We start from the raw sequence: 17,786 nt of genomic DNA on the forward strand, positions 1-17,786 counted from the left end.
ACCCGCCCGTCCACTGGTTTTCCGCCGAGCGGGCGTTCACGGGCCCCGCTTCAGGTGGGGGACCACGCGCGTCTCCCCGACCGCCAGGTCCCACCTCCGCTGCTCGTCGAGGCCGAGCCGCGTCCAGTAGGCGCGGAACCGCTGCAGCGGCTCGGCCGCGGGTTCGCGGCTGAGCGGGAACGTGCCCCAGTGCATGCTCGCTCCGTAGCTCGCACCCAGGTCGCGGACCGCGTGCACCGCCTCCTCCGGGGTCATGTGCATCTGCTGCAGCTGCTGCCGCGGTTCGTAGCCGCCGATGGGAACCATGACCGCGTCGATGCCGGAGTACCACTGGCCGATCTCGGCGAAGTGGCGCCCGTACCCGGTGTCGCCGGTGTGCAGCACGCGGCTGCGGCTGCTGGTGATGACCCAGCCGCCCCAGAGGCTGGCGCCGGTGTCCCACGGCAGGCGGCGGCTCCAGTGCCGGGCGGGGACGAAGGTGAACCGCAGGCCGGAGATCCGCACGGACTCCCACCAGTCCAGCTCGACGGCGTAGGTGAACCCGCGGCGTTCGAACCACCGCGCGAGACCGGCGGGCACGAGCATCGGCGTGTTGCGCGGGAACCGCTGGACGGTCGGCTCGTCGAGGTGGTCGTAGTGGTTGTGCGAGATGAGCACCGCCGCGATCGGCGGCAGGTCGTCGAACTCCACTCCCGGCGGGGTCAGCCGCTGCGGCACGCCGGGGACCCTCGCCGACCACACAGGATCGGCCAGCACGGCCACGCCCTGCATCCGGATGAGGTAGGTGGCGTGGCCGACCCAGGTCAGGGCGGTGTCGCGCTCGCCGACGGGGGCGGGTTCCGCACGCCGCACGGGGAGCTCGTCGACGGCCGCCCGCCGGGCGCGCTCCTCGGCGGTCCAGGCGAAGCGCAGCACGTCGAACCACCCCGGAGGCGCCTCCGCGAGGCGGTCCGCGTAGGCGCCGCGCTGCAGGCGCAGCGGTCGCGCCGGGAAGCGTCGCTGCCGGGAGTGCACACCGGCCAGCCTGCCCGTTCCGCCCGGACGTGGCGAGCTCGGCGTCCGCGGGTCCTACGACCGGAGGAGCGCTGACCCGCCGGCCCTGCGGAGCGGACGGTTCCGGCGCGTGCGCGGCGGGTCAGAACGGCGGCCAGGGGATCGCGGGCCAGGCCTCCGGCGGTTCCGGGAAGGTGCCGCTCTCCAGCAGCCGGTCCACGCGCGCGGCGGCGGCCCGGACTTCCGCGGCGTCGATGTGCTCCACCAGCTGCGCGGCCAGGGACCCCTCGAGCAGGCTGCGCAGCTCGCGGAGCTGCTCGACGGCCCACGCGGGCAGGGGTTCACCGGTCCAGCCCCACAGGACGGTGCGGAGCTTGTCCTCGGTGTGCAGGCTCACCCCGTGGTCCACGCCGAGCACGCGGCCGCCGGCGGTGTGCAGGATGTGCCCGGCCTTGCGGTCGGAGTTGTTGATGACCGCGTCGAACACGGCCATGCGCTGCAGACGCTCGTCGTCGGCGTGGGCCAGCACGACGGGTTCGCCCTCCTCGTCCTCGGCGTGGAGCACGACCCGCCAGCTCTCGGGGGTCTCCTCGGGGCGGACCACGTCGACGAGGCCGGCGCCGCTGTGGTCGTCGACCCACAGCTGCACCATGCCCGGCCCGAACGGGCCGTCCCGCAGCAGCGTGGGCGGGGTCAGGTGCCAGCCGAGCGCGTCGGAGACGAGCGCCGCGGCCACTTCCCGGCCGGCCAGCGTGCCGTTCGGGAAGTCCCACAGGGGGCGTTCCCCGCGCACCGGTTTGTAGACGCACTCGGCGCGGACGCCGTCGGACTCGACGCCGCACAGCAGCGTGGCGTTGGAGGCCGCGACGAGGCGGCCGCGCACGTCGAGCTGCCCCCGGATGAGCAGTTCGCGGGCGTGCTCGTCGGTGTGCAGCACGCCGATCACACCTCGTCGGTGCGCCGGTAACCGTTCTGCCGCGGGCAGATGTGCCCCTCCGCGTCCAGCGGTTCGTTGCAGAGCGGGCAGGGCTTGCGCCCGGCGTTGATGATCCGCTCGGCGCGCTCGGCGAACGCCCGGGCGTACATCGGGCTGAGGAACACGCGCAGCGCGTCGGGCCCTTCCTCGGTGTCGTCGAGGACGATGGACTCGTCGATCTCCTCCTCGGTCATCGCGAGGACCTCCACGACGACGGCCTCCGTCTCGGCGTCCCAGCCCAGGCCCATCGTGCCGACGCGGAACTCCTCCTCCACCGGGACCTCCAGCGGATCGGTGTCGATCAGCTCCTCGGGGGTCTCCGCGGGGAATTCGAGCTCGAACCGGCGCTGCACCTCGTCGAGCAGCGCACCGATGCGCTCCGCGAGCACGGAGACCTGCTGCTTCTCCAGCTGGACGCTGACGGTGCGCAGGCTCTCGGTCGCCTGGAGGTAGAAGGTGCGCTCCCCGGGTTCCCCGACGGTTCCGGAGACGAAGCGGTCGGGTTGGCGGAAGACGTGGATGACACGAGCCATGGCACCGCCGACACTAAGCCACGGCTGACCCGGCGTGTGCGCCCGGTCCGGGTTTCGCACCCCGGTGTGCGAAACCGTGCCCGGGGGTGTTGCCGATCGCCACCGGTGCGCAGCACCGATGGCAGGATGCGGGGTGGTTTCGCCGTGCGCGAACACCCCCGCGACCCGCGTGGTCCGCCCCACCGCAGCCCTCCCCCCGCAGCACCCGAGGAGCCGCCCCGTGCCGACCGCCGACCGCGAACGCCCGCCGCGGCTCCGCGAGGGCGACACCGTCGCCGTCGTGGCCCCGGCCGGTCCCGTGCCCGGGGAGGTGCTCGACACCGGCCTGCGGCAGGTGCGCGAGTGGGGCCTGCGCGTGCGCCTCGGCGAGCACGTGCGCGCCCGGCACCTCCGAGTGGAGTACCTGGCCGGCACGGACGCCCAGCGGGCCGCTGACCTGGAGGCGGCCTGGTGCGACCCGGAGGTGCGCGCGGTGCTGTGCGCGCGCGGCGGGTACGGCAGCATGCGGGTGCTCGACCGGCTCGACTGGCGGGCCATGGCCGCGGCCGGGCCGAAGGTCCTGGTCGGGTCCAGCGACGTCACCGCGCTGCACGACGCGTTCGCCGCGCACCTGGGAGTGGTGACCCTGTTCGGACCGATGCTCGCCACGCCGGCCTTCACCGAGGACCCGACCGCCCGCGAGCACCTCCGCCGCAGCCTGTTCGAGCCGGGGGCGGCGCTCGAGCTCGCCGGTGCGGCGGCGGAGTGCCTGGTGCCCGGGACGGCGCGCGGGCCCACCTGCGGCGGGAACCTGAGCGTCACGGCCGGGACGCTCGGCTCCCCCGACGCGCCGGTCCCACCACCCGGGGGGATCGCGCTGCTCGAGGACGTCACCGAGGACCCGTACCAGCTGGACCGGTTCCTCACCCAGCTGCGCCGGGCCGGCTGGTTCGACCGCGCCGGCGGCGTCGCGCTGGGCTCGTGGACCCGGTGCGGCCCACCCGAACAGGTGCGGGCGACGATGTCCGACGTCCTCGGCGAGCTCGGCGTCCCGGTGCTGGGGGAGGTGGGGTTCGGCCACTGCACCGGGCAGTCCACGGTGCCGCTCGGGGCGGTGGCCGAGCTCGACGCCGCGCGGCGCACGCTGCGGATGACGGGTCCTGCGCTGCGCTAGGCGGAACGCCTCGGGAGGTTCCTCCCATCTACCCCCAGCCACCCGCCCTCAACCGTGCGCAAAACGAGCTGACGAAGCCTTCTAGTAGAAACGGGGCATGCGCGTGCGCTCGGTGTCCCGGCAGGACCTGCTGACCGAACTGGCCGACCGGATCGACGCGGCGGGCGGCACGCGGCTGCGGGTGGCCGTCGACGGGGCTTGCGGCCTCGGCACCGGCGAGCTGGCCGACGAGCTGGTCGCGCCGCTGCGCACGCGGGGGCGAGAGGCCGTGCGCGTGCGGATGCGCGACTACCTGCGCCCCGCCTCGCTGCGGCTGGAGTTCGGCCAGCAGGACCCGGAGTCGTACTACAGCGGCTGGTTCGACCTCGCCGGGCTCCGGCGGGAGGCGCTCGACCCGGCGACCGAGCGGGGACGCGGCACCGTGCTGCCGGCGCTGTGGGACGCCGAGCGCGACCGCTCGCCCCGCGCGGCGCGGGTGCCGCTGCCGCCGCGCGGGGTGGTCCTGGTGGACGGGCCGCTGCTGCTCGGCGCGGGGCTGCCGTTCGAGTTCGCGGTGCACCTGGGCGTGCCGGAGGCGGCCCTGCCCAAGCGGGTGCCGGACGAGGAGCAGTGGACCCTGCCCGCGCTGCACCGCTACGGGCAGGAGGTGGCGCCGGAGAGCCGTGCCGACGTGGCGGTGCGGATGGACCGGAGCGAGCGGCCCGCGATCATCGACGCGCTCTGAGCCGTGCCCGGTGAGGCCGGAACCGCCTCAGAAATCACCCCACCGGGCGACCTGCCACGTGACCGCCTCCGGCTGCTGCCCGCTGCGGACGAACTCGTCGAGGGCGGCGCGCAGCTCCCGGAACGGCAGCACCGCGTCGCGGGGGAACTGCAGGGCGCTGCCCGCGTCGAAGCGCAACCGCGGCGCCTCCGCCACGGGCTCCGGGTTCTGCGGCTGCCAGGACGCCAGTTCGCCGTCCTCGATCTCCTCGGTGTAGTTGAGCGCACCGACCTCGGCGTCGGTGTCCACGACCACGCGGATCTGCACGGCCGGCGCCGGACCGTCCTCGTCCACGTAGGGCCGGTCCCACACGTACAGGTGCCGCGCCCGCGGGCCGGGGGTGCGCAGCACCTGGTCGACCAGGGAGGTCTTGTCCGCCGAGGTGTGCGCGTAGTACCGCTCGCCGTCGACGACCGCGGTCGTGACAGTCACCCCCAGTTCGGTGTTGCGGGCACCGGTGGCCTCGGCGCGCAGCCCGAGCAGCGAGTCCCGCGCCTCGTGCATCGCGCGCAGCGCGGCGCCCTGGTGGAAGACGAGGTGCCCCCAGTACGGGTGCCCCATGACCCTGTTCAGGTCGTCGTACACGGCTTGCGTCGTCTCGATCAGCTTGTCCACCGCGTCCAGCGGAACGTCGGCGAGTCGCGTGAACACGGCGGTCGGGGAGTCCGCCGAGGAGCCCGACTCGCCTCCGGGGTTGTCGTTGGCGAACTCGTTGTCTGCTGACGGATTCGACATGTTCTCCGCAATCACTTCCGGTCGAGGCGGCCCTTGCCCCAGCGCATCCACGTATCGCTGGTCACCCGCGGTGACGAGGCTGCGTCCGCGACGCCAGCCGAGCGCAGGTTACCGCGCGTCACATGATCGCCCCGAACCGCCACCGCTCAACTGGCCCGCCCGTCGACCAGCCCCATGATCGAGGTGGCGCTCGGCGGCAGGTTGCGCGATGCGGTCAGCAGCGCCCGCGCGAGCAGGTCCGCGTCGTCGAGCCCGCTGCGCTCCAGCGTCGCGCGCGGCAGGCTCAGCGCGGACAGGGCCGCCCCCAGCATGCCCGCGTCCAGCAGCCCCGCTGCCGGGCGGCTGAACTGCTGGTCCACCTCGGCGTGCAGGGCCACCGCGGTGTCGGCGTTGGCCTCGGCCACCTCGCCGAGCGCGGCGCTGATGTCCGCGTCCCGCACGGCCTCGAGGTGCAGCTCGAACAGGGCGAGGAACTGGCTGCGCGCGCTGGTGGTCATGCGCCGCAGCATCGAGGCGTACAGGGCGGTGATGTCGTCGGGCGTGAGCCCGGCCGGCGCGGTCTCCCGCAACTGCCGCATCGCCGCGGCGTGGTCCTCGGCGACGTGGTGCGCCACGGCGCGCAGCAGCGCGCTGCGCGTGACGTAGTAGTTCTTGGCGGTCCCCTCGGGGAACCCCGCCTGCCGGTCGACCGCCCGGTGCGTCAGCCCTCGGCCCCCGTCGCGGGCGAGCACCGCGATCGCGGCTTCGGCGAGCGCTGCTCTGCGGTTCCCTCGGTGCGACATGACTACCCCCGGCCGGTGCTGATCGGCTTCTCCCCGCGCCAGGATATCCCGGCTGCCGCGCCGCTCGGCGCACTGGGATCTCGATCACCCGGAGGGCGCAACTCCCGGACGCCCGCGCGCCGCGTCCGCGCGGGCGTCCCCGCCCGCGGCGCCGGGGCGCGCCACGAGCCCGCGGCACCGGGAGCAGGAGCGCGGCACCGCGGGCCGCGGCCGCGCCCGGTGCGGACTCCCACCGGCCGAGCGCACCTCCCGCCGAGTGCACTGTGGAGCGATCCGGGAACGCGCCGTGCACAGCGGAACTCCGCGCGCAGCGCAGGAAACCGCGCCCACGTCCCCGGAAACGGCCGGCCGGAGCACCGCGGGCAGCACCGTTGAGCGCGGACGCAACTTTGCACCGCAACAACCCGCACATGCACAAGGTTCAGCGCTGTTCGCGCACCGGATGTCTCTTTATTGTTGCGCGGCATCGCGTTGTGCTGTCGCGCACAAGCGCATGCCGCATCGCGGTCAACGACGACCCCCGGGAGAACCACCTCATGCTGCACGCCGATCGCGCGGACGTCACCGCGCGCAGACCGAGCACCGGACCGGCACCGCTGCGCACCCGCGTGATGCGCAGGAAACCGGTCACGAAGCCCGACGAGGAGACCGACGGCGAACACCGGCTGCACCGGTCGCTCGGGCTGGGCCAGCTGACGATGATCAGCATCGGAGCGACGCTGGGAACGGGCATCTTCGTGGTGCTCGGTGAAGCGACGCCCGAAGCGGGTCCCGCCGTCGTGCTCGCCTTCGCGCTGGCGGGGTTCACCGCCCTGCTGTCGGCGCTGTCCTATGCGGAACTGGCCGGCATGATCCCCGCCTCGGGGTCGGCCTACTCCTACACGTACGCCACGCTGGGCGAGCTCATCGCCTGGATCTGCGGCTGGTGCCTGGTCCTGGAGTACGGCGTCTCGGTCGCGGCCGTCGCGGTGGGGTGGGGGCAGTACCTCAACGAGCTGCTGCACATCGTCACCGGCACCGTCATCCCCGATGCGTTCAGCCAGCCCCCGGGCGAAGGCGGGATCTTCAACATCCCGGCCGTGGCCGTGGTGCTGCTGGCCATGTTCCTGCTGCTCGGCGGCGCGCGGGAGAGCGCGCGGGTGAACGCCGTCATGGTCGTGGTCAAAGTGGCCACGCTGCTGGTGTTCTGCGCCGTGGCGTTCCTCGCCGTGCGCGCGCAGAACTACACGCCCTTCGCGCCGCTGGGCCTGTCCGGCGTGAGCGCGGCGGGGGCGACGCTGTTCTTCTCCTACATCGGCTTCGACGCCGCGTCCACCGCGGGCGAGGAAGCCCGCAACGCCGAGCGCGACCTGCCCCGCGCGATCATCCTCTCGCTGGTGATCGTCACGGCGCTGTACTGCCTCGTCGGACTCGCCGCGGTCGGCGCCATGCCGTGGACCGACTTCGCCGGCGGCGAGGCGGTGCTCAGCCGGGTCCTCACGAGCACGACCGGAGCCGGGGCGCTGTGGTCGGCGGTGCTGGCGCTCGGTGCGCTGGTGGCGATCGCCAGCGTGGTCCTGGCGGTGCTGTACGGCCAGACCCGGATCCTGTTCACCATGTCGCGCGATGGCCTCATCCCGCGCCGCTTCTCGCGGGTGAACCCGCGGACGGGCACACCGCGGTGGAACGTGCTCGTGGTGTCCTCGTTCATCGCGCTGCTGGCCGCCGTGGTCCCGCTCGGCTCGCTCGCCGAGGCCACCAGCATCGGCACCCTGTTCGCGTTCGGCCTCGTCAACATCGCGGTCATCGTCCTGCGGCGCACGCGTCCGGAGCTGCCCCGCCGCTTCCGGGTCCCGCTGTACCCGGCCACTCCCCTGCTCGGCGCGGTGGTCTGCGCGTACATGATCTTCTACCTGGACACCTCGACGTGGCTGGTCTTCGGCGCCTGGATGGCCTGCGGTCTGGCGATCTACTTCGCCTACGGCACGTGGCGCTCGCGGCTGAACGAGCCGCGCAACGATGTTGAGCACCACCCGCCGCGGTGAGTCCCCCGGTGCCGCCGGGACGGCGCTGCGCCGTCCCGGCGGCACCGGGGGCGGCACGCAGCGAGCGAACGAGGGATGGCGAATTTCCGCAACACAAATGCGCGGAAGAGGAATGCACGCGCGTTGTCTTGCGCAACCGGCGGCCCGTAGTTTCGTAACCATGCACATCGCCCTCGACCAGGACGCCACGGTGTGCGCCTCCCCCGCGGCCAACCTCGCCAGGTTGGACCAGCGCGCGCGGCAGGCCGCCGCGGCGGGAGCGCACCTGCTGGTGGCCCCGGAGCTCTCGCTGACGGGCTACGACATCGGCTCCGAGACCCACCGCCTCGCCGAAGGCCGCACCGGACCCGCGGGCGCGGAAGTCGCGCGCATCGCTGCCGAGCACGGCACCGCCATCGCGTACGGCTACCCCGAGCGGGACGGGGAGCAGGTGTACAACGCGGTCCGGGTCGTCGACGAGGACGGCCGCGAGGAGGCCCACTACCGCAAGACCCACCTCTTCGGACAGTTCGAGCGCACCTGGTTCACCCCGGGTGGCACTCCGCTGGTGCAGGCCTCCCTGCGCGGAGTCCGAATCGGACTGCTGATCTGCTACGACGTGGAGTTCCCCGAGATGGTGCGCGCCCACGCGCTCGCCGGCACCGAACTGCTCGTCGTCCCCACCGCGCTCGCCCGCCCGCACGAGTTCGTCGCCGAAACCGTCGTCCCCGCACGCGCTTTCGAGAGCCAACTCTACCTGGCATACGTGAACCGGTGCGGCGAGGAGAACGGGACCGCCTACTGCGGACGCAGCGTGCTGGCCTCCCCCGACGGCGCCGAGGTGGTGCGCGCCGGCGCCGAACCGCACCTGCTCACCGCCGAGGTCGACACCGCCGCTCTGGCGAGAGCGCGCGCGAACAACACGCACCTCGCCGACCGGCAGCCGCACCACTACGTCGGCGTGGCGCCGGCGCCCCGCCCGTGACCCGCTGAGACGAGGAGATCCCAGGGTGTACTCCGCCACCGCTGCGCCCGGCGCGCAGGAACCGATCACGATGCTGTGCCCCGACTTCCCCTTCCCGTACGACGACTACCTGGCGCACCCGGCCGGTCTCGGCTCCGTGCCCGCCGAGCACCACGGCACCGAGATCGCCGTGATCGGCGGCGGTCTGTCCGGCGTCATCACCGCCCACGAGCTCATGAAAACCGGGCTGAAGCCGGTCGTGTACGAGGCCGACGAGATCGGCGGGCGCATGCGCAGCGTTCCGTTCCCCGGTTGCCCGGACGACGTGGTCGCCGAGATGGGCGCGATGCGCTTCCCGGCGTCGGCCACGGCGCTGTTCCACTACATCGACGAGGTCGGGCTGGAGACCGCGCCGTTCCCGAACCCCCTGGCCCCGGGCGCCCGCAGCACGGTGATCGACCTCAAGGGACGATCGCACTACGCCCGCACCCTCGAGGACCTGCCGGCGGTGTTCTCCGAGGTCTCCCGCGCGTGGGACCGCACCCTGCGCGACCGCGCGCAGCTCACCGAGATGCAGGACGCGATCCGCCGGCGGGACACCGCGCGGATCAAGGAGCTGTGGAACCGCCTCGTGGTCGAGCTGGACGACCAGTCCTTCTACGGCTTCCTCAGCGCTTCCCCCGAGTTCGCGTCGTTCGCGCACCGGGAGATCTTCGGCCAGGTCGGCTTCGGCACCGGCGGCTGGGACACCGACTTCCCGAACTCGATGCTGGAGATCCTCCGCGTGGTCTACACCGGCGCGGACGAGGACCACGTGAGCATCCTCGGCGGGTGCCAGCAGCTGCCGCAGCGGCTGTGGCAGCACGAGCCGGACAAGCCGGTGCACTGGCAGCGCGGGACGAGCCTGCGCTCGCTGCACGGCGGTGTTCCGCGCCCCGCGGTCACGGAACTGCGCCGGCAGGGCTCCGGCCCCATCGCCGTCACCGACGCCTCGGGGGAGACGGCGCACTTCCCGGCCGCCGTGTTCACCGGGCAGAGCTGGATGCTGCTGAACAAGATCGCCTGCGACGAATCCCTGCTGCCCATGGAGCAGTGGACGGCGATCGAGCGGACCCACTACATGGAGTCGTCGAAGACGTTCGTCCCGGTCGACCGTCCCTTCTGGAAGGACGCGGATCCGCGCACCGGACGGGACGTGCTGAGCACCACGCTCACCGACCGCATGACGCGCAGCACCTACCCCCTGGACTTCGGCGACGACCGGCCCGCGGCGCTGTGCCTGTCGTACACCTGGTGCGACGACTCGCTGAAGTGGCTGCCGCTGCCCGCGGAGGAGCGGATGTCGATCATGCTCGGTTCCCTGGGCGAGATCTACCCGGACGTCGACGTCCGCGAGCACATCATCGGCGATCCGGTCACCGTCTCGTGGGAGGACGAGCCCTACTTCACGGGCGCGTTCAAGGCGAACCTCCCCGGGCACTACCGGTACCAGCGGCGCCTGTTCACGCACTTCGCGCAGGACGAGCTCGCCGAGCACCACCGCGGCTTCTTCCTCGCCGGCGACGACGTGTCCTGGACGGCGGGCTGGGCCGAGGGGGCCGTGCACACCGCGCTGAACGCGGTGTGGGGCGTGCTGCGCCACTTCGGCGGCGGCACGGACAGCACCAACCCCGGCCCCGGCGACGAGTTCGCGCGCCTCGCCCCGGTGGCGCTGCCGGACGGGAGGACCTCCGGGATGTGAGGAGTCCGCGGGCCCCGCGCAACGGCGCCGCGGCGCAGTCCTGCTACTCCCAGCCGCGGCGCTCGGCCAGGTCCCCGATGCAGCGCAGCTGGGCGGCCCGTTCGGCCGCGAGCTGCTGCTCGGGGTCGACGGCCTCGTCCGCGTCCTGCGACAGCAGCGCGAGCGTCTCGCGCAGCGCCGTGTCCGGGAGCCGGCAGGCCGCGGCCACCAGCCGGTCGACTTCGCCGTCGAACTGCTCGGGCGGCACGACCGCGTTCGCGAGGCCGATGCGCTCGGCCTCGCGCGCGGGCACCTCGCGCCCGGTGACGCACAGCTCGACGGCCCGCGCGTACCCCACGGTCTGCACCAGCGGACGGGTCCCGCCGAGATCCGGCACGAGCCCCTGCTCCGTCTCGTCCACGCGCATCCACGCCTCCTCCGAGAGGATGCGCAGGTCGCACGCCAGCGCCAGCTGCAGTCCCGCTCCCACGGCAGGACCGCCCACCGCGGCGATGGTCAACCGCTCCGGGTCGTGCAACCACGTGAAACCCTGCTGGGCCGTTTCGATCTCCCCGTCGGCCAGCTCCGTGGGGCGACGCACGAGATCCGCGAGCCCCGCCATGCCCTCGACCGCGTCATCGTCGAGCAGCCGCTGGTCGAGGCCCGCGGAGAACACTCCGCCGGTGCCGCGCACCACCACGACGCGGACCTCCGGATCCAGGTGCGCACCGACCTCCCGCAGCGCCCGCCAGGTCAGCGGGGTCTGCGCGTTGCGCGTTTCCGGCCGGTTCAGGGTGATCGTGGCGTGCCGCTGCTGCACGGCCAGGTCCACCCCGGCCTGCACCAGCAGGTCGGTGTCCATCTCCGCCTTCGGCACCGGCCGCCTCCGTCACAGCGCCGGGTCACGTGCGCAGCGCGCCCGGCCACGAGCTGAACGCGGCCACGCCCGAGGACACCGGGCGTGGCCGCCGCTTACTTCTTCTTGGACCGCGTCGCGCCGCCCCGGCCGCGAAGCTGCACGCCGGATTCCGTCAGCACCCGGTGCACGAACCCGTACGACCGTCCGGTGGATTCGGCGAGAGCGCGGATGCTCGCTCCCTTCTCGTACTTCTTTCTCAGGTCAGCGGCAAGTTTGTCGCGTGCGCTGCCTGTGATGCGCGCGCCTTTCTTCAGCTCAGTCACAGTGTCCCCGCCTTCCCTCCGAGCAGGTCGGGCCTCGCGACCCCTGTCAGCGCAATGATCGAACAGGAAAAGCGCGAACGCCAGGTGATCATGAAAAAAAGATCGTCCAATGGTTGAAATCGGAGGCTTCCGATCACCGGAATGAACTAGGCCATCTGGCGCATCAGGCACCGTGCGTGTTCAAATGACGACGCTCACCACACTCGTCCCCGTGATCAGCTCACCTACACGGGTGTTATTTGTGCGATCGCACGCCAAGATCCTTGACACGCCGGTTCGGACACGTATTCGGGCGGTGTCAGCATGATCACCACCGCCGGCACGTGGCGTTCCCCACGCCCGGGCGGAACCGCCGTTCCGGGGCGCCGCACGGCGCCCCGCACGACCCGCGGCGCACGTCGATCCGGCGGTCCTCAGTGCAGTTGGACCAGGTCCAGGTACTCCTCCGACCAGTGGTCCTCGGTCCCGTCCGGCAGCAGGATCACGCGTTCCGGCTGCAGCGCCTCGACCGCACCGGGGTCGTGCGTGACGAGCACGACCGCGCCCGTGTACGCGCGCAGGGAGGCCAGCACCTGCTCGCGGCTGGCCGGGTCGAGGTTGTTGGTGGGCTCGTCCAGCAGCAGCACGTTCGCGGCGCTGGAGACCAGCCCGGCCAAGGACAGCCGGGTCTTCTCGCCGCCGGAGAGCGAACCGGCGGGCTGCTGCAGCTGCTCCCCGCGGAACAGGAACGCACCGAGCAGGGTGCGCAGCTCCTGCTCCGGGGTGTCCGGGGCGGCCGAGCGGATGTTGTCCCACACCGAGGCGTCGTGGTCCAACGTCTCGTGCTCCTGCGCGAAGTACCCGGTGCGCAGGCCGTATCCGGGTTCGACCTCGCCGGAGTCGGGGTTTTCCTTGCCGGCCAGCAGCCGCAGCAGCGTGGTCTTGCCCGCACCGTTGAGGCCGAGCACGACGACCCGGCTGCCGCGGTCCACGGCCAGGTCGACGCCGCTGAAGATCTCCAGCGAGCCGAAGGCCTTCGACAGGCCCGACGCGCGCAACGGAGTGCTTCCGCACTTGGCCGGTTCGGGGAACCGGATGTTGGCGATCTTCTCGCTGGGACCTTCGGTCTCGGTGTTCTCGAGCAGCTGCTCGGCGCGCCGGGCCATGTTCTTGGCGGCGACGGCCTTGGTGGCCTTCGCCCCCAGCTTGTCGGCCTGCGCCTTGAGCGTCGAGGCCTTCTTCTCGGCGTTCGCGCGCTCGCGGCGGCGCCGCTGCTCGTCGGCGGCGCGGGCGTCCTGGTAGCGCTGCCAGCTCATGTTGTAGACGTCGGCCTCGCCGCGCATCGCGTCGAGGTACCACACCTTGTTGACGACGTCGTCGAGCAGCTCCACGTCGTGGCTGATGACCACGAGCCCGCCCTCGTGGTTCTTGAGGAACTCGCGCAGCCAGCTCAGCGAGTCCGCGTCGAGGTGGTTGGTGGGCTCGTCGAGCAGCAGGGTGGTGGCCGAGCGTCCGCCCGGTCCGGCTTCGGCGGCGGCGAAGAGGATCCGCGCGAGTTCGACGCGCCGGCGCTGCCCACCGGAGAGCGTACCCAGCGGCTGCTCGAGGACGCGCTGCTCCAGGCCGAGGTTGCCGCAGATGCGGCCCGCTTCGGCTTCCGCCGCGTAGCCGCCGCGGGCGGCGAAGCGCTCCTCGAGCCGGCCGTACTTCGCGACGGCCCTGTCCCGCTCGCGCTCGTCGGCGAGCTCGGCCATGGCCGACTGGGCCTTCTCCATGTCCCGCAGCAGTTGGTCCAAGCCGCGGGCGGAGAGCACCCGATCCTTGGCCGTGACGCGCAGATCGCCCTCGCGCGGGTCCTGCGGCAGGTAGCCGATCTCACCGCTGCGCTGCATCGTGCCGCCGTAGGGCTCCTCATCGCCGGCGAGGACGCGCAGCGTGGTGGTCTTGCCCGCGCCGTTCCGGCCGACGAGGCCGATCCGGTCGCCGGGCTGCACCCGCAGGGTGGCGTCGGACAGCAGGATGCGCGAACCCGCGCGCAGTTCCAGGTCGCTGGCAGAAATCAACAAAAGCTCCGGGGAGAAGTCGTGGTCAAGTCGAACGATCGCCGAAAGGCGAGCAGCCGCGCGTGGGAGACGGGGTCAATCCACGTCCGCGGGCCTCTTCGCCACTGCCCTCGACCTGCGCACCACTGGGCGAGTGTACCCGTCGACGCGCCGCACCGGTGATCCGGGCGGGTGTCACCGCGCTCACGCCTCGCGCACTTCGACCTCCACCGCCGCCGCGCGCCGGGCCGCCTCGTCGAGGACGGCGCGGCGCGGTTCGGCGACGTCGAGCACGCGCGGCTCGGCCCGCGCGAACAGCTCGGCCAGGCGCCCGTCGGCCGCCAGCTCGTCCAGCGCGCCGCGGTCCCCGCCCAGCACCACGCCGTCGAGCACCGGCAGCTCCGGCACGAGGATCTCGGCGACCGCGTCGGCCGCGGACCGCAGCGCCTCGCGGGCCTGCCCGGCGCGCCGGCGCGCGTAGCGCTGCTGCGACCAGCCGCCCGCCTTCGTCCTGCCCTGCACCCGGTGGCGGTCGGTGCTCGAGCGCACGACGCGCTCGCCCGCGGCGATGCCGACGCTGTGCGCGCCGCGGCGCACCAGCACCAGCCCGATCCGCCGCTCGCGGTGCAGGTGCTCCACGAGCGCGGAGACGTTCAACCCGGTCACCGCGCCGTGCGGCCCGGGCAGCGGGCCGAACGGCACGGCCACCGCGGCGGTGGACCCGTCGGCGGCGGTGACGGTCACCCGCTCGGCGCTGCGCTCGGTGCGCTGCGCACCGCCGTGCCGCTCGGCGAACCGCTCGAACCAGCGGGCGACGCGTTCGGGCCCGACCTCGACCGCCCGCCCACCTCCGGGCAACTCCCGCACCTTCGCCACGACGGCCTCCTCTGCCACTGCACCGCGTTCACGCGTGGAGGCGGTCACCGCGGGGAAAGCCGGCCGCGGTTCGATGCGGAACTCCCGGCTCCGGCGCGCCGTCCTCCGAGCACCAGCCTCTCGAGTGCTCCACCAGCACAACGCTCCACCACTCGCCCGCCTGCGCGCAGGCCCTCGCAACCGGGCCACGCAAGACCCACGCGACCGGTCAAAGCACGAAGGCGTCGTTCCAGAGTTGGGTGGTCCGCCCGGACAACGACTCCAGCAGCGCGGCGGCCTGGTCGTCGGTCAGGGAGGCGACGAAGTCGAGCACCGCGCGACCGCGGGCCATCCGCTCGATGGTCTCCTCCCGCTCGGCCGCCGTTCCCGCCCGCGCGGCCGCACCGCTGAGCCGCTGGTGGACGTCCCACAGCTCGGTGGTCTCCTGGCGGGCCAGGTCGAACAGGTCGCGCAAGCGGTGCGGCAGGCGGGCCACCTCGCTGCGGTCGATGACCCAGTTGTCCAGCGCTTCCACCAGTTTGCTCAGCAACCGGTCCTGACCGCGCTGGTGCAGCGCGAGGTCCGGGCGCTGCAGCACGAAGCGGCGGTGGACGAACTTCAGCACCTGCACCTCGTGCCACTGCTCGGGCGCCAGCAGCACGTGCCCGGAGCGGGTGGAGGGCTTCTCCTCGACCTCGACGCCCTCGACCAGTCGGCGGGTCCACTCGCCGGAGAACTCGGCCACCGCGCGCTCGGCCTGCTGGGAGCGGTCGAACGGTGTCCACAGCAGACTGCGGACCAGTTTGCCCCGCACGCGCTTGACCGCGTTGATGAAGGCCTCGTCGCTGGCGATCCACGCGTCCTTGTCGTGGATGCGGCGCCGCAGCGCCTCCAGGGACGCACCGGGCCGCTGCGAGTTCTCGGCCAGCTCCTCGGCGGCCGCGCCGGCGAACGTGAGGGAGTCGCCCAGCCACCGGGTCAGCTCGCTGTCGACGTTCGCGCCCTGCAGCACCCCCACGCGGTGGAAGTCCTCGAGGTCGTGGATCGCGTAGGCGATGTCGTCCGCGGTGTCCATGATGGACGCTTCGACGGTCTGCTGCCAGTGCTCCAGCTCACCGAACGGCGCTCGCGCGTGCCGCAGGTCCGCGAGCTCGCTGAGGTAACCGGAGAACTTCGCCGATCCGGTCCCCGCGGCATCCTGCGGCTCCGAGGCGCCGCGCGGCGGCCCGTCCACCCCGCGCGGATCCGGGGCCTCCGGGTGCGGCACCCGCGTCCACGGGTACTTCAGCAGCGCCGCGCGCACCGCGGCGGTGAGGTCCAGGCCGCTGCCGCCGGTGCCGTGCACGTCGATCCGGGTGACCACGCGGTAGCTCTGGGCGTTGCCCTCGAAGCCGTCCACCAGGCCGAACCGGTTGCGCCCCAGCCGGTCGAGCACGACCTCGCCGAGGTGCCCGAACGGCGGGTGCCCCAGGTCGTGGCCGAGCGCGGCCGCTTCGACCACGTCGAGGTCGCAGCCGCCGAGCCGGTCCAGCGTGGCCGCGATCTCCGGCTCGGCCAGCAGCCGCTCACCCACCGCGCGGGCCACCTGCGCCACCTTGAGGCTGTGCGTCAGGCGGTTGTGCAGCAGCAGCCCCGGGCCGCCGGGGCTGACGACCTGCGTCACACCGCCGAGGCGGGCGAAGAACGCCGAAGTGCTCACCCGGTCCCGGTCGGCCCGGAACGGGCTGCCCGCCAGGTCCTCGGTCGAGGCCGCACCCGCGTTCCCACCGAAACGACGGGCGCGGAGTTCGGAACGTGTCGGCATGGTGTCACGCTACCGACCGCGCGGGCGCGCACCGACCAGGGGCTGCGCACCGTGTCGTGCGGGTCATGATCTGATGCGGAGCGTGGTGGATGTCCTCGTCGCAGGCGCCGGCCCCGCGGGCCGCTCGGTGGCCGCGGCTTGCGCCGACACCGGTCTGGAGGTCGCGCTCGTCGACCCCAACCCGCGGCGCGGTTGGCCGCACACCTACGCGGCCTGGCGCTCGGAACTGCCCCCCTGCCTGCCCGAAGCCGCCCGGGCCGCGGTCATGCCCCGGGTCCGCGTGCACGGCACCGGCTGGCACACCTGGCACAGCCCGTACGTGGTGCTCGACAACGCCGCGCTGTGGGAGCACCTGCAGCGCCCCGACGTCACCGAGATCACCGGTCGCGTCGCCGCCGCCGAGCACGGACCGACCGGATCGACGGTGCACCTGCGCGACGGGCGGTGCCTGGCCGCGGCCGCCGTGGTGGACGCGACCGGCCCGGCCCGCGTGCTCTGCGGCGGCCGCCCGCCCCGGACTCCCGCGCAGCAGAGCGCCGTGGGCGTCGTGCTCGCCGCCGAGCAGCTGCCGGGCGGCGAGGACGCCGACGTGTTCATGGACTGGCGCCCGGCCCCGGACAGCGACGGCGGCTGGCCCACCTTCCGCTACGCCGTGCGCACCGCCCCGGGCCGCCTGCTCGTCGAGGAGACCGCGCTGGCGCGCCGGCCCGCGCTGCCGCTGGCGCTGCTGCGCCGGCGGCTGGCGGGGCGGCTGGCGGCCGCGGGCGTCGACGCCGACCAGCGCCTGGCCGAGGAGCGCGTGCGGTTCCCCGTCGACGACCCGCTGCCCAGGCCCGGGCGGGTGATCCCGTTCGGCGCCGCGGCGGGGCTGGTGCACCCGGCGAGCGGCTTCAGCGTGGCCACCTCGCTGCAACGCGCACCGTGGCTGGCCGCGGCCATCAGCGCCGGGCTCGGCAGCGGACCGCAGCAGGCCGCCCGCACCGCCTGGGCGATGCTGTGGCCACCGCGGCAGCTCGGCGCGCACCTGCTGCGGCGGCGGGCGCTGCACGCCATGCTGGCGCTTCCCCCGCACCTGGTGCCGGAGATGTTCGAAGCGTTCCTCACCTTGCCACCGCGGCACCGCACCGCGTTCCTCACCGGCGACGGGGATCCCGCGCGCACCGCAGCGGCGATGTCCGCGATGTTCCGGAACGCCCCCGCCCGGGTGCGGCGGCGCCTGGCGTGGGGCAGCGTGCGGCCGGGCAGTCCGATCGCGCGGCACGGCTTCGGGCGAACCGGTCCGCACGAGTTGTAGCCGCTCCG

16 protein-coding genes are annotated in these 17,786 nt (G+C 73.3%); 6 read left to right on the top strand and 10 right to left on the bottom strand.

All coding sequences use genetic code 11. The features are described 5' to 3' along the window. Positions 1–36: 36 nt before the first annotated feature. From ACYVJE_RS15870 to ACYVJE_RS15880, 3 genes are all read right to left on the bottom strand, one after another. On the bottom strand, positions 37–1,014 hold the full coding sequence (locus tag ACYVJE_RS15870; protein WP_461145077.1) for an MBL fold metallo-hydrolase: 978 nt from the start codon (positions 1,012–1,014) through the stop codon (positions 37–39). A gap of 121 nt (positions 1,015–1,135) precedes the next feature. Further along, positions 1,136–1,936 carry an SCO1664 family protein gene (locus ACYVJE_RS15875; protein WP_461145130.1) on the bottom strand — a complete coding sequence of 267 codons (801 nt, stop codon included), beginning with the start codon at positions 1,934–1,936 and terminating at the stop codon, positions 1,136–1,138. Then, positions 1,936–2,502 carry a DUF3090 domain-containing protein gene (locus ACYVJE_RS15880; RefSeq protein WP_461145078.1) on the bottom strand — a complete coding sequence of 189 codons (567 nt, stop codon included), beginning with the start codon at positions 2,500–2,502 and terminating at the stop codon, positions 1,936–1,938. Before ACYVJE_RS15880 ends, ACYVJE_RS15875 begins: the two co-directional genes overlap by 1 nt. 220 nt (positions 2,503–2,722) lie before the next feature. Between ACYVJE_RS15880 and ACYVJE_RS15885 the strand changes: the two genes are divergently transcribed. Both ACYVJE_RS15885 and ACYVJE_RS15890 read left to right on the top strand, forming a co-directional pair. After that, a complete protein-coding gene (locus ACYVJE_RS15885) occupies positions 2,723–3,655 on the top strand; it encodes a S66 peptidase family protein (RefSeq protein ID WP_461145079.1) in 933 nt (310 codons plus the stop codon). A gap of 97 nt (positions 3,656–3,752) precedes the next feature. Next, positions 3,753–4,379: a nucleoside/nucleotide kinase family protein gene (locus ACYVJE_RS15890; RefSeq protein WP_461145080.1), complete on the top strand. Its 627-nt coding sequence runs from the start codon at positions 3,753–3,755 to the stop codon at positions 4,377–4,379. Between the two features lie 27 nt (positions 4,380–4,406). Here ACYVJE_RS15890 and ACYVJE_RS15895 read toward each other — a convergent pair whose 3' ends face one another. Together ACYVJE_RS15895 and ACYVJE_RS15900 are read right to left on the bottom strand one after the other, a co-directional pair. Then, entirely contained in the window at positions 4,407–5,153 is a 747-nt protein-coding gene (locus ACYVJE_RS15895) for an Imm1 family immunity protein (protein ID WP_459156445.1), read from the bottom strand. Positions 5,154–5,299: 146 nt separating this feature from the next. Further along, on the bottom strand, positions 5,300–5,935 hold the full coding sequence (locus ACYVJE_RS15900; RefSeq protein ID WP_459156446.1) for a TetR/AcrR family transcriptional regulator: 636 nt from the start codon (positions 5,933–5,935) through the stop codon (positions 5,300–5,302). A 611-nt stretch (positions 5,936–6,546) separates the two neighbouring features. Here ACYVJE_RS15900 and ACYVJE_RS15905 point away from each other — a divergent pair. The 3 genes from ACYVJE_RS15905 to ACYVJE_RS15915 all read left to right on the top strand — a co-directional run bounded on the left by ACYVJE_RS15905 (position 6,547) and on the right by ACYVJE_RS15915 (position 10,643). Beyond that, positions 6,547–7,959 carry an amino acid permease gene (locus tag ACYVJE_RS15905; protein ID WP_459160025.1) on the top strand — a complete coding sequence of 471 codons (1,413 nt, stop codon included), beginning with the start codon at positions 6,547–6,549 and terminating at the stop codon, positions 7,957–7,959. 160 nt (positions 7,960–8,119) lie between these two features. Beyond that, positions 8,120–8,923, top strand: coding sequence for a carbon-nitrogen hydrolase family protein (locus ACYVJE_RS15910; protein ID WP_461145081.1), 804 nt, complete (start codon positions 8,120–8,122; stop codon positions 8,921–8,923). A 70-nt stretch (positions 8,924–8,993) separates the two neighbouring features. Beyond that, complete coding sequence (locus ACYVJE_RS15915; protein ID WP_461145131.1) at positions 8,994–10,643, top strand: flavin monoamine oxidase family protein; 1,650 nt, start codon at positions 8,994–8,996, stop codon at positions 10,641–10,643. A gap of 43 nt (positions 10,644–10,686) precedes the next feature. Here ACYVJE_RS15915 and ACYVJE_RS15920 read toward each other — a convergent pair whose 3' ends face one another. The 5 genes from ACYVJE_RS15920 to ACYVJE_RS15940 form a co-directional block, all read right to left on the bottom strand. Further along, entirely contained in the window at positions 10,687–11,499 is an 813-nt protein-coding gene (locus ACYVJE_RS15920; protein WP_461145082.1) for an enoyl-CoA hydratase/isomerase family protein, read from the bottom strand. 95 nt (positions 11,500–11,594) lie between these two features. Then, the gene (locus ACYVJE_RS15925) at positions 11,595–11,804 is read right to left on the bottom strand and encodes a helix-turn-helix domain-containing protein (RefSeq protein WP_459156449.1); all 210 of its coding nucleotides are present in this window, start codon (positions 11,802–11,804) and stop codon (positions 11,595–11,597) included. Between the two features lie 413 nt (positions 11,805–12,217). Further along, a complete protein-coding gene (locus tag ACYVJE_RS15930; RefSeq protein WP_461145083.1) occupies positions 12,218–13,846 on the bottom strand; it encodes an ABC-F family ATP-binding cassette domain-containing protein in 1,629 nt (542 codons plus the stop codon). A gap of 183 nt (positions 13,847–14,029) precedes the next feature. Beyond that, the gene (locus ACYVJE_RS15935; RefSeq protein WP_461145084.1) at positions 14,030–14,701 is read right to left on the bottom strand and encodes an acVLRF1 family peptidyl-tRNA hydrolase; all 672 of its coding nucleotides are present in this window, start codon (positions 14,699–14,701) and stop codon (positions 14,030–14,032) included. Positions 14,702–14,909: 208 nt separating this feature from the next. Beyond that, positions 14,910–16,484, bottom strand: a complete 1,575-nt coding sequence (locus ACYVJE_RS15940; protein ID WP_461145085.1) for a deoxyguanosinetriphosphate triphosphohydrolase family protein — start codon at positions 16,482–16,484, stop codon at positions 14,910–14,912. Positions 16,485–16,566: 82 nt separating this feature from the next. Between ACYVJE_RS15940 and ACYVJE_RS15945 the strand changes: the two genes are divergently transcribed. Further along, positions 16,567–17,778, top strand: a complete 1,212-nt coding sequence (locus ACYVJE_RS15945) for a lycopene cyclase family protein (RefSeq protein WP_461145086.1) — start codon at positions 16,567–16,569, stop codon at positions 17,776–17,778. Positions 17,779–17,786 lie beyond the last annotated feature (8 nt).

The organism is Salinifilum aidingensis, from assembly GCF_054782015.1.

Excerpts from the sequence above, each read along its gene's own strand:
- ACYVJE_RS15910 (WP_461145081.1), top strand. The coding sequence starts at position 8,120 with ATGCACATCGCCCTCGACCAGGACGCCACGGTGTGCGCCTCCCCCGCG.
- ACYVJE_RS15905 (WP_459160025.1), top strand. The coding sequence starts at position 6,547 with ATGCGCAGGAAACCGGTCACGAAGCCCGACGAGGAGACCGACGGCGAA.
- ACYVJE_RS15940 (WP_461145085.1), bottom strand. The coding sequence starts at position 16,484 with ATGCCGACACGTTCCGAACTCCGCGCCCGTCGTTTCGGTGGGAACGCG.
- ACYVJE_RS15890 (WP_461145080.1), top strand. The coding sequence starts at position 3,753 with ATGCGCGTGCGCTCGGTGTCCCGGCAGGACCTGCTGACCGAACTGGCC.
- ACYVJE_RS15880 (WP_461145078.1), bottom strand. The coding sequence starts at position 2,502 with ATGGCTCGTGTCATCCACGTCTTCCGCCAACCCGACCGCTTCGTCTCC.
- ACYVJE_RS15895 (WP_459156445.1), bottom strand. The coding sequence starts at position 5,153 with ATGTCGAATCCGTCAGCAGACAACGAGTTCGCCAACGACAACCCCGGA.
- ACYVJE_RS15900 (WP_459156446.1), bottom strand. The coding sequence starts at position 5,935 with ATGTCGCACCGAGGGAACCGCAGAGCAGCGCTCGCCGAAGCCGCGATC.
- ACYVJE_RS15915 (WP_461145131.1), top strand. The coding sequence starts at position 8,994 with ATGCTGTGCCCCGACTTCCCCTTCCCGTACGACGACTACCTGGCGCAC.